We start from the raw sequence: 10,186 nt of genomic DNA, 5'->3' as shown, positions 1-10,186 counted from the left end.
TTCTGGTACAAGTACGTTGGTTTTGACGGCCGCATCATCGGCATGACCAGCTTCGGTGAATCTGCACCGGCTGGCGAGCTGTTCAAGCTGTTCGGCTTCACCACTGAAAACGTGGTCAGCACCGCGAAAGAGCTGCTGGCGTAATCCCAAAAAAAATACCCAAAGCCAGTCGAGAGACTGGCTTTTTTACAAAAAACAATACACCTTCAGATAATAAATTTATGATCAAAAACCTTTCTTTATTTCAATTTCGCTCCGAGATGAGAAGCAATATAGAAAGCAATATAAACATACTTCCAAACAATATATTTAACCGTTTTTTTTGCGTTTCATCTGTCAAATATTTCATTAGAGAATTCGCAAACGAATAATAAGTAAACATAGCCAGAGTATCTATAACAAGAACAACCAACCCGAGTTGGAAATATTGAGTAAATCCTCCTTGACCAACAATAAACTGAGGTATAAATGCAACAAGAAAAACAATTGACTTGGGGTTTGAAATATTCACTAAAAACCCATTCAATACACTTTGTCCTTTATTTCTTAACACATTTTCTTTTTTATATGACACTTGATCTGAGTTTTTAATTTTCATAAAACCCAGATATAATAAATACAGAGCACCAGAATATTTTATAACGTTAAAAGCGAAGTCCGATGAAGCAACCATTGCTCCTAAACCAGCTGTCACAATTACTAAATGAAACATCAACGCTAACTGTAAACCTACAATATTATATTTAACCTTGCTTGCATCTCCATCTATTGCTCTTGACATAGTAGCAATAGCACCTGCCCCAGGTGAAAAACTAAAGGCTATACAACTGAAAACAAGTATAATAAAAATACTGTATGTCATTTCATTACCTTTATTATGGTATTGACCCAGTCTGAATAAACTACTGGATCATGAATTAAAAATCCAAATGTTCTAGTCAAATAGACTTTTCATCAACATTTTGTCAAATTGTGATAATTTCTTCTGAGCCCAGACCAAATCGCCTTTTCACCGATCCTGGCCTCATCACATTTGTAAAAGAAATATGCAAGATATCTCTAACACCAGACTCTTCAATAGGTTCAATTTCTGTCACACCATGCAACATATTTTTATCATCTAACATGATCGTGTCGCCTGGGTATTGAAGTGTAACCTCTTTTTTTAGATTCATATCGCAATCATATAATGAACTTATTCCACCTTTCACTCCTTCTCGTTGAACCAACATTAATGTGAAATAATTTGTGCCATCACTATGTACGCCTTCAGGAGTAGGTTTACCCAATTGATGTTTATTTGTTAGAATTCGATACTGATCTACTTCAATCAACCATTTTGTTCACTTCTCCCATGTTTGTTCTCACATGAGATAAACACTCTTAATGACTCATTTAAAACTCTCTGAAAATATGGATTAAAGTATATAGCATTATCTGTTTCTTCAAAATATCTATAAACATCTCCAGCAAAAGAGTTGTAATCACTAGATTTAAACAATGGCATGTAAGGCATTTTCAATATTGAAAAGCTATCACTTTTATATAAAAGTGTAGAATAGCGTCTTAAGCGATATGTCCCTGAGTCAGCCATATATTGATCAACAGACAAATCATCCCAAAAACTTCTAAAATGCTCCCATAAATCATCGGAGTTTCCACTTTCCGGCTTGAAATATTCCCGTTCATAAAAAAACCATCATTAATAATACATTGAGAAGCTTCACTAAACTCCTTCCTATGAGGTATCGAAGGGAATGAGACAATACTACCCACGGAAGATTTTGTACCATCAGCTAACCAGCCTAAAGGTCTTATCACATTGTCTAACGTTGCTTTGTCTTTATCAAATACCAAATTCACTTTTCACCCTTTTACGGTATAATCATTAACCTGTAATGATAAGATATCACGTGATATGGTTTCAGTGTATTTATGATTTTATTAACTGTACTTTAAGGATAATGTTAATGTTGGGGCTTAATGATATTAAATTTTTTCTAGCTCTGGCTGGGTGCCCAAATTTTTCCATCGCAGCAAAACAGCTCAATGTCTCTGCATCCTACGTCACACAAAAGTTAAAATCTCTCGAAGAAAAATTAGGTGTTTCCCTCATAGAGAGGCATGGACGAAGATTGACAGTCACCGAGCATGGTCAGCTGATTATTGAGATCGGCTCAGACATCATACAAAAAATGACTACTTTGGAAGAGTCCCTGCATGCTTCCAAGAATGACTTAAGTGGACATTTGAACATACTGGCTCCCATTGGTTTTGGTGACCAAAAATTATCCTCTATCGTTGGCGAGTTTAAAAAGAAACATCCTAGTCTGACTATCGATCTAATACTTTCTGACTGCCCTAGTTGGAGTGACTACTCTTTCCAGCCAGACATCATGTTCTATATTGGGGAACTTAATCAGTCGAGCTTGTACCGAATGGTGATTTCATCAACTCGCCGAGTATTGTGTGCATCTCCAAATTATCTTACTGATATGCCTTTATTAACTAAGCCTGAAGATTTGTTGAGTCACAACTGTATAATACTCAGAGAAAATAATGAGGATGTTTCAATGTGGCGTTTTACTCAATTATCGTCAGGTCAAAACTGTAATGTCAGAGTAACCCCTTCTTTAACCAGTAATGTTGCTGACGTTGTCAAGCAATGGGCGTTAAATGGTTTAGGTGTTATCAATCGTTCAGAATGGGATGTAATGACAGAACTGTACGAAGGTACACTTGTTGAGCTGTTACCTGAGTACAGTTTACCTTGTGTGGACATAGTCGCCCTTATGGCAACAAATCAAAATGCCCGCTCTAGAAGAATCAACAAATTTCTGGATTTTGCTAAAGAAAAACTTCAAGGACAGATGTAATCAATCTTCAAAAATCCTCCCGCATTAACAATCTCTTGATAAATAAAGCAGCTCAGCAGTGTGAGCTGCCACCACTTCACATACAAACAATTCACTATTCGTTCTTCCATTACCTGAAATTATCCCCGCTCTTTTTCTTTTTGGACAATCCTCTGATCCAGCCCGATATCATCCAGCAAGTAGTCTGGTAACTCACTCAAGTGGCGTAAATCACGTTTTTTCTGGCGCCAGTGTTGATAATAAGAAAAGCCAAACTTAATCAAAATCACGATTTCTTTGCACCAGCTAAACGCAAACTTATCTGTTATCATCCCCATTTAAGCCACCTATTTTCACCGAAATACGGATTTATCTTCGTTCGGATACTGCAGGTGTTCAAACGATAGATCCTGCCATTCAGTTAAGGAAAACTAATGTCAAACCAACACCGGATGCCGCCACTTCAGGGACTTTATTATTTTTATCAGGCAGCCCATCACGGCAGCTTCAAAGACGCCGCAGAAACCCTGCACGTCACCGCTGCAGCGGTCAGCCAGCAAATCCGCTTACTGGAAGACTGGCTGGGTACGCCCCTGTTTTACCGTCAGCACCGGAAAGTTGTGCTGACCCCGGAAGGGCAAATCCTGCTTGAGCACAGCCAGAAAGGCTTTCAGCACATCCAGCAAGGCATCCGCTTGCTGAATCAGGATCCGGACCCGTATCGGTTATCTCTGTCGACGCTGCCTTCCCTCTCGCAGCACTGGCTGGTGCCGAGAATGACCTCATTCAGAGACGAACAGCCGGATATTTCGCTGCTCATCGAATCCAAAGTTGAGCTGGTTGATTTCGAGCAGTCTCCGCTTGATCTCTGCATCCGCTACGGCAAAGGGGAATATCCCAACCTCAGCAGCCTCTGGCTGATGGATGACTTGCTCTTTCCGGTGTGTCATCCGCTCTATCAGAAAGAAAACCAGATTGACGATCTCAAGGATCTGCACCGCGCTCACCTGATTGGCGACCTCTGGCCCGATATGAACTGGGAACGCTGGCTGTCGACTGTGGGAGTCACAGGTGGGCCTAGCCTGCTGTCTTACGATGGCGCGAACTTTGTGCTGGAGGGTGCCCTCGCCGTTCAGGGCGTCGCGCTGGCAAGGCACAGTCTGGCACAGCGTTACCTTGAAGAAGGCACGCTGATCCGGATTGGAAACGTGGCTGTCCGGCCGCCATTCAGTTATTACCTGTGCGCCCCGGAAGGCTATTTCAGACGGGATAAAGTGAAACTCTTCTGCGACTGGATTCGCAGACAGGCAGCCGCCTTTCAGCGGACGCTGCCTGAAGATTTAGTCATTTTATCCGTCTGATAACAAATGGTGCCGCGAAGTATGTTCGTCGTCGGCTCACTGCACTTTCTCTGCCGCCACAGTGTCCGTCTGCTGAAGCTTATCGCGTGTCAGAAACCACGCCAGCCCCGCAGCGACCAGATACACCCCGGCTGCCGTGCCGAAGGCCAGACTGTATCCGCGGACCACATCCGGTGCCAAAGCTGCCACAGCCATGAGAGAGGCCAGGCCCAATGTCGGTCCCAGTTCCATGGATGTATTCATCACCCCGCCAGCCAAACCGGCCTGATGCGGAGACACATGCATGGTCGACAGGACAGCAGCCCCCGCAAACATCATTGACGTTCCGGTTGTCAGAATCACAATCCCGGGCAACAGCCCAGAGAGGTACTCAACCTGTGAATGAATACCGGCCAGCCATGCCAGCCCTGCCGCACCAATCAGCAAACCGAAGCAGGTCACTTTCAATGGCCCGAAACGACTGACAATACCGCTGGCTGCACGATTCATCAGCAGCAGGGTGAAGGTGTAAGGCACAAATGCCCCCGCCGTTTCAAGTGGCGTCCAGTGTTGCTGAATTTGCAGGAATAATGACAACAGAAAAGTCACCAGCCCCATACTGGCCGAGGCCAGAAGGATGCCCATCAAGCCCACAATGCGGGATGGCTCACGCACAAAGCCGGGAGGCAGTAAAGGCGATGTTACCTGTCTTTCCACCACAAAAAACAGGCTGAGCAGCGCCACACCACTGAGCAAAGGCCCGTAAACACCGGGTGATGACCAGGAAAATTCGCCGCTGGCGATCAGCCCGTAACTGCCCAGCGTAATCCCCAGCGTGGCCAGCACAGCACCGATAAGATCAAGTCCAGATTGTACCGGTGGCCGCGACTGCACCGCTTTGGGGAGGAACCCTGCGACGGCAATCAAGCCCATCAAGGCCACCCCGACAGGCACAGCAAACATCCAACGCCATGAAATCCAGATCGTGACCACACCGGATGCGAGAAAACCAACACCCCCGCCCAACACAGAAACACCGCCCCAGGTGGCCATGGCACGCATGAAATCTTCTGGCTCAGGATATAAATGCCGAAGGATGGCCACAGCAGCGGGTGCAATCATCGCTGCCCCTGCGCCCTGAAGAAATCGCATCAGCACCATCGCAGAAAAGTGGAACGACAAAGCAGCCCCCACAGAAGCCAGACCGAACAGGCATAATCCGATCGTCAGCAATGTTCTGCCGCCAAACCTGTCTGTTAAGCGCCCGCCAAATAAAAGTAACCCACTGAAAGATAAGCCATAGGCTGTACTGACCAGCAGTAAATCCGCTTCGTTGATCCCAAACTCAACCCCTATCTCCGGTAATGGAATGCCTATCATCACAATCGTGAAAATCAAGGTGGCCTGTATCAGGGCAAGTAAGGCAAAAGCCTTTTTCAAGTTCCGTTTTATTGTCTGCACTGTCTGTTCCTCTCTCGGAAATGGTCGCGGCTTCCAAATCAACCAGCGCACCTTTCCCCGTAAAAATATCATTCAATTGAATTATTGAATTATTGAATGATATTTAGAGTATGTGTGTCTGCTCATATCTGTCAACAGGAATGTCGCTCATCGGGCGGCGTCACCCGCCACAACAGTTCAGGCCAGAAGCTCAGAAAAGGCACAGCACATCGCCCGGTCAGGCGATGGCTTCCGGCTCAATCAAACCAAATCGTCGGTGATGCACTCAGCCAACCGGATACCCCGCGGCTTTCCACTCTGGAACACCCTCGTGAAAACGACGGGCAGATAAGCCTTTGCCTTGAAGCGTATTCACGGCTGTCAGCGACAAGGTACAATACGGCCCGCGACAATACGCCACAATTTCCTGAGCTTTGGGCAGCTCTGCAAGGCGCGCTTCCAGTTCAGCCAGCGGAATATTGATCGCTCCGGGCAGATGGCCCTGCTCAAATTCTTCTTCAGGACGGACATCCAGTAACGTCACACTTTTTTCCTGCAAACGAGCAAACAACGCTTCCCGGGAAATGCCTTCCAGCCCTTGCTGATGATGCAACGTCCCCTGAACCAGCTTTCTGATCTCCGAGTGATGAAACTCGGCAAACTGACGCAATGCCATCAGCAGTTCGACAACCGGTGCGTCGCTCAAGCGATAAAAAACATGCTTTCCTTCCCGGCGCGTCTGAACATAGCCATTCCTTTTTAATTGCTGCAGATGCTGAGAAGCATTGGCCACTGTCAGATCCGCAAGTTCTGCCAGCTTTTCAACCGACTTCTCCCCCTGAGCAATATGCTCCAGCAAAATGAGCCGGTGGGCATTTCCCAGCGGCCGCGCAAGGTCAGCCAGATCAGCATACATATGAGACGCATTGTTTATCGTTGACATCAAAGTTTAACTGCCCCATCATTCAATCAATTTATTGAATTATATAACATCAACCATCCATTGAAACGATCACGGCCCGATTCAAGAGCATTTCTCTCGTGAATCAGGTCACGAGAGACGACAACAAGGAGTGAACCCAAATGGAATCTGATTTTATTGTTCGCGCCATGGCACTGGGCGTCGGTGCCACGCTGGTGATGGACCTCTGGGCACTGTTCCTGAAAACCTGTTTCAACATCCCCTCGCTGAACTACGCCATGGTTGGCCGCTGGATTGGGCACTTTCCAAAGGGTCAGTTCACCCATCTCAATATTGCGCAGGCTACGCCCGTCAATAGGGAAGCCATCATCGGCTGGACAGCGCATTATCTGATTGGCATCGCCTTTGCCGGGATTCTGCTGCTGGGCTGGGGAGAAGCTTGGGTTACCTCGCCAACCTTGCTGCCGGCATTGATGATTGGCGTGGCGACGGTGGTCGCCCCCTTTTTCCTGATGCAACCTTGCATGGGCGCAGGCATTGCCGCCTCAAAAACACCACAGCCCAATACGGCCCGACTGCGCAGCCTGATGGCCCATGCTTCTTTTGGGGTGGGATTGTATCTGGCGGGATGGGTGATGGCATTCTATTGACCTCGGTTGCGACTCAGCATCGCATTCACCATCCATAAAAAAGCCCCTGGACACGCCAGGGGCTAAATCGTTTCAATCGGCTGGACATCAGATTAGGGAGTCACAATCCCGAAATCATTCGCGAAAGTATCGAATACACCGAGCACTTGCACGACGCGACATCAGTTTGACTTACCCCGAAAACATCGGAGACAGACCCGTATCCTGCCCGCCCATCAACAATATGCCAATCACCATCATCAACATACCGCCAAGGAGCTTCAGTGAGTAACCCGCGAATTGCCAGCCGCCCTTTTTGTGGCTGTTCTCCGTGATCAGATAACGCTGAATCAGCTGCTTTCCGGTTAAGGTCATGACTGCGATCAGAGACGTCGTCAACGCTGTCCCGGCCGCCATCACGATGGCACTGAGCACTCCCATCCAGTACAACCCGGCCAGATTGGCAAACAGAAGGACCATCACAGCCCCGGTACAGGGTCGGATCCCAATCGATGCCACAATCCCGGCATACTCCCGCCAGGTTGAAGCCCGGTTGATGGCTTCCGCATCTGCGACATGGGCATGGCCGCATCCGCAGTCCGCATGGTGATCATGGCGCTGCGCGGTTTGTATTTGTACGCTGGGACGAATCGCCGGGCGGTGAATCGCTGACTTGAATGCAAACGCTTGTGGCGCGGCTGAATGCATCACAGGGAACGCGGATGACTTCAGGGGCAAGGATGAAGCTTGGCGATGCGCATGACGTAAGGCATGGTAAATTTGCTGAATTGCTTTCCAGCAGATCAATCCGCCCAGCACCACAACCAGCGCAAAGCTCAACGACACGAAGACAGCGGCTTTCTCATTCACAACGCGCATGGATGCCTGAAATCCCCAAACCAGCACGCTCACCAAAACGATGGCAACCAGGGCCTGAATAAAAGCTGAAATCACGGTCAGCATCAGGCTGGCTTTCACCTTTGTCGGATGTGTCGCCAGGTAGGTTGTCACAATCACTTTGCCATGCCCCGGCCCCAGCGAATGCAACATGCCGTAAATGAAACTGAAACCCGCCAGCGAGCCGCCGGCAATCAACGGATTGGATGTCGCATCGTATAACAAATCAGCCAACCGGGCGTTGACTTCCCGCTGCCACTGAATACTTTCAACCACCAAGGTTGGCCACATTGACCACAAGAGATAGCCGCAAATCGTCATGACGCATGCAAAGGCCGCGGTGACCAACCAGCGTCGCGGATCAATTCTGCTTTGTTTCATTGTCTTTCTCACTTCAACTGAATCAACGATTTCACCTTGCGCTGTCTCCGACAACTTGATGAATTCATTCATTTTCCGTCTGTCGTTGGCTCACAATGGATTTGCACGGTTTGCGTGAACAACTGCCCCAGCGTGTTATCCGGATTTGCATCTGCAGGTAAAGACATGGCATAACTCACCTGCTCCGGCGTCGGGTCCGGCTCAATCAGCGCAACCCGGCACCGACGGGCAAGTTCATCCGACAAGACAACATCCTCGGCAGCATCCCATGTCATCCCGAGATAAAAACTCGGCTCGAACACGAGCAGCCGCAGTGTCTCTTGTGTGAGGGGTTTCGGGTGGGACAGAGGCAGCACAAAGCTGAGCACCAGCTTAGCCCGATCACGCGTCAGTTGTCCGCTATGGACCGGTTTGAATTGAAGCGGCTGGTCGCCGTCATAAAAATGGGTGAAATACTGCTCCCCCTGAATGTTTTCCAGCATGGATGCCGCCATCTTGCGAAAAGTATGCTGCACGTTTTCCGGGGAAGTATCTTCACCGTCCAGCATATAAGCGGACGTCATCGCATCAAACGTCCATTCCATTCGAAAACCGGTGATCTCGCCATTCTTTCCCTGGATGTACGTCTTCATATCCGCAAAGGAATGAGGATGCGCCTGCACTGTTGGCGCGACTAACACAGCCAAGGCCAAGAGACACCGCTGGAAACCTTTCCTGAATCCATCAAAATGTTGCCGTAATCCGTGTATTTGAATCATGTGCGTATTGCTGACCGACATAAAATAGTTGTTATAACATAACGAATGTGAATCACAAGATCGTCGAGGATACCTCAAAGCACCAGAGGTGTTTATTTGAGACGCTCCGAGAACCACGACGATAAGCGAGATCCTTGCACGGAAAAAAACGTCATCACAATCTTTCAGTCAAGTTTTGAAGAAAGGTAACAGATTGGGGATGTTGAGAGCCAACTCAACCTGTGTGAAACAAACAATGTACGAACCAAATAAACATACACATTACACACAAAAAAATTATGATGTGGCTTACTTGTTTGTATGCGCTCGGTGGAGTATTTTTTGTGGTATATTTTTTGGTTGAATAGAATCTAAAGATGAAGACATATACGGTTTTAAAGTTAGGAACTACCACTCAGTTTGAGGCTGATAGACACACCATAGATAGCTTAATAAATCGGGGGTACAAATTTATACGAGAGATTGAGGCTGAGAATAAATCACAAGCTCAAGCTGCTTATAACCTCTCAGAAAAGCAAAGCGTTAAAGAACCAAGTCATAAGAATCCAAGCGGTTACCTTGGTTTGATTTCAGTATTATTTTGCGCGTTATCTTTCATTGGTTCCTTAGTTTTTGCTTTCATGGGATTTGAAGCTGCTGACTCTTACAGGACTCGTGATTTTGCACCTATCTATTTTGTCAGCGCTGCCGCCAGCTTCCTTCTTACCCTTTTGATACATAGTGCGAGTAAGACACTTATTTATATAGCAAATAAGTTAGATTGAAATTTTTTCATGCCGAAAAGAGGTAAATAGTGAATAAATCAGTTGTTTTTGGGGCGTAAATCATTGGTGCCTCTGTTGTAGCAAGTCCTTTTGTTTTTGATTATGCAAAACAAGAGAAGATGGCAGGGCAAGATCATGAACGTTTTTTGCTCAATGCGAGGTGAAAATTGACCAGACGAACCAATTGTGATCTTATGCTC

Annotated in this window: 13 protein-coding genes and 1 pseudogene; 5 read left to right on the top strand and 9 right to left on the bottom strand. The window is 46.9% G+C overall.

Annotated features, from left to right (window positions below):
- Positions 1–144, top strand: a pseudogene (locus Q4579_RS22410) (transketolase); the annotation flags it as partial.
- A gap of 100 nt (positions 145–244) precedes the next feature.
- On the opposite strand, the gene Q4579_RS22405 reads toward Q4579_RS22410, so the two are convergent.
- The 4 genes from Q4579_RS22405 to Q4579_RS22395 all read right to left on the bottom strand — a co-directional run bounded on the left by Q4579_RS22405 (position 245) and on the right by Q4579_RS22395 (position 1,863).
- Positions 245–862 carry a LysE family transporter gene (locus Q4579_RS22405; RefSeq protein WP_303567124.1) on the bottom strand — a complete coding sequence of 206 codons (618 nt, stop codon included), beginning with the start codon at positions 860–862 and terminating at the stop codon, positions 245–247.
- 103 nt (positions 863–965) lie between these two features.
- Complete coding sequence (locus Q4579_RS22400) at positions 966–1,334, bottom strand: 2OG-Fe dioxygenase family protein (protein ID WP_303567123.1); 369 nt, start codon at positions 1,332–1,334, stop codon at positions 966–968.
- Positions 1,331–1,594 (bottom strand): 2OG-Fe dioxygenase family protein, encoded by a 264-nt coding sequence (locus Q4579_RS23115; RefSeq protein WP_368502015.1) that lies wholly within the window; start codon positions 1,592–1,594, stop codon positions 1,331–1,333. Before Q4579_RS23115 ends, Q4579_RS22400 begins: the two co-directional genes overlap by 4 nt.
- Entirely contained in the window at positions 1,567–1,863 is a 297-nt protein-coding gene (locus Q4579_RS22395; RefSeq protein WP_303567122.1) for a hypothetical protein, read from the bottom strand. The genes Q4579_RS23115 and Q4579_RS22395 overlap by 28 nt, the downstream gene beginning before the upstream one ends.
- 107 nt (positions 1,864–1,970) lie before the next feature.
- Between Q4579_RS22395 and Q4579_RS22390 the strand changes: the two genes are divergently transcribed.
- Complete coding sequence (locus tag Q4579_RS22390; protein WP_303567120.1) at positions 1,971–2,876, top strand: LysR family transcriptional regulator; 906 nt, start codon at positions 1,971–1,973, stop codon at positions 2,874–2,876.
- Between the two features lie 119 nt (positions 2,877–2,995).
- On the opposite strand, the gene Q4579_RS22385 is transcribed toward Q4579_RS22390, so the two are convergent.
- Positions 2,996–3,193: a DUF1127 domain-containing protein gene (locus Q4579_RS22385; protein ID WP_303567118.1), complete on the bottom strand. Its 198-nt coding sequence runs from the start codon at positions 3,191–3,193 to the stop codon at positions 2,996–2,998.
- Between the two features lie 96 nt (positions 3,194–3,289).
- On the opposite strand from Q4579_RS22385, the gene Q4579_RS22380 reads away from it, so the two are divergent.
- On the top strand, positions 3,290–4,216 hold the full coding sequence (locus Q4579_RS22380) for a LysR substrate-binding domain-containing protein (protein WP_303567116.1): 927 nt from the start codon (positions 3,290–3,292) through the stop codon (positions 4,214–4,216).
- A gap of 36 nt (positions 4,217–4,252) precedes the next feature.
- On the opposite strand, the gene Q4579_RS22375 is transcribed toward Q4579_RS22380, so the two are convergent.
- Both Q4579_RS22375 and Q4579_RS22370 read right to left on the bottom strand, forming a co-directional pair.
- Positions 4,253–5,656, bottom strand: a complete 1,404-nt coding sequence (locus Q4579_RS22375; RefSeq protein WP_303567114.1) for an MFS transporter — start codon at positions 5,654–5,656, stop codon at positions 4,253–4,255.
- Between the two features lie 265 nt (positions 5,657–5,921).
- Entirely contained in the window at positions 5,922–6,578 is a 657-nt protein-coding gene (locus Q4579_RS22370; protein ID WP_303567112.1) for a metalloregulator ArsR/SmtB family transcription factor, read from the bottom strand.
- Between the two features lie 140 nt (positions 6,579–6,718).
- Between Q4579_RS22370 and Q4579_RS22365 the strand changes: the two genes are divergently transcribed.
- Positions 6,719–7,207 (top strand): DUF2938 domain-containing protein, encoded by a 489-nt coding sequence (locus Q4579_RS22365; RefSeq protein ID WP_303567110.1) that lies wholly within the window; start codon positions 6,719–6,721, stop codon positions 7,205–7,207.
- Between the two features lie 171 nt (positions 7,208–7,378).
- On the opposite strand, the gene Q4579_RS22360 is transcribed toward Q4579_RS22365, so the two are convergent.
- The gene (locus Q4579_RS22360) at positions 7,379–8,404 is read right to left on the bottom strand and encodes a nickel/cobalt transporter (RefSeq protein WP_303567126.1); all 1,026 of its coding nucleotides are present in this window, start codon (positions 8,402–8,404) and stop codon (positions 7,379–7,381) included.
- 128 nt (positions 8,405–8,532) lie between these two features.
- Positions 8,533–9,222 carry a DUF1007 family protein gene (locus Q4579_RS22355; protein WP_303567109.1) on the bottom strand — a complete coding sequence of 230 codons (690 nt, stop codon included), beginning with the start codon at positions 9,220–9,222 and terminating at the stop codon, positions 8,533–8,535.
- A 356-nt stretch (positions 9,223–9,578) separates the two neighbouring features.
- On the opposite strand from Q4579_RS22355, the gene Q4579_RS22350 reads away from it, so the two are divergent.
- Entirely contained in the window at positions 9,579–9,986 is a 408-nt protein-coding gene (locus Q4579_RS22350; RefSeq protein WP_303567107.1) for a hypothetical protein, read from the top strand.
- Positions 9,987–10,186: the final 200 nt, after the last annotated feature.

Origin of the sequence: Photobacterium sp. 1_MG-2023, from assembly GCF_030547945.1 — a bacterium.
Classification (GTDB): Bacteria; Pseudomonadota; Gammaproteobacteria; order Enterobacterales; family Vibrionaceae; genus Photobacterium.
Note: the sequence above shows the minus strand (reverse complement) of the source record. Positions and strands in the feature narration are given on the sequence as shown.

Coding starts and splice junctions, on each gene's coding strand:
- Q4579_RS22355 (WP_303567109.1), bottom strand. CDS start 9,222: ATGATTCAAATACACGGATTACGGCAACATTTTGATGGATTCAGGAAA.
- Q4579_RS22380 (WP_303567116.1), top strand. CDS start 3,290: ATGTCAAACCAACACCGGATGCCGCCACTTCAGGGACTTTATTATTTT.
- Q4579_RS22370 (WP_303567112.1), bottom strand. CDS start 6,578: ATGTCAACGATAAACAATGCGTCTCATATGTATGCTGATCTGGCTGAC.
- Q4579_RS22350 (WP_303567107.1), top strand. CDS start 9,579: ATGAAGACATATACGGTTTTAAAGTTAGGAACTACCACTCAGTTTGAG.
- Q4579_RS22385 (WP_303567118.1), bottom strand. CDS start 3,193: ATGGGGATGATAACAGATAAGTTTGCGTTTAGCTGGTGCAAAGAAATC.
- Q4579_RS23115 (WP_368502015.1), bottom strand. CDS start 1,594: ATGGCTGACTCAGGGACATATCGCTTAAGACGCTATTCTACACTTTTA.
- Q4579_RS22365 (WP_303567110.1), top strand. CDS start 6,719: ATGGAATCTGATTTTATTGTTCGCGCCATGGCACTGGGCGTCGGTGCC.
- Q4579_RS22360 (WP_303567126.1), bottom strand. CDS start 8,404: ATGACGATTTGCGGCTATCTCTTGTGGTCAATGTGGCCAACCTTGGTG.
- Q4579_RS22405 (WP_303567124.1), bottom strand. CDS start 862: ATGACATACAGTATTTTTATTATACTTGTTTTCAGTTGTATAGCCTTT.
- Q4579_RS22390 (WP_303567120.1), top strand. CDS start 1,971: ATGTTGGGGCTTAATGATATTAAATTTTTTCTAGCTCTGGCTGGGTGC.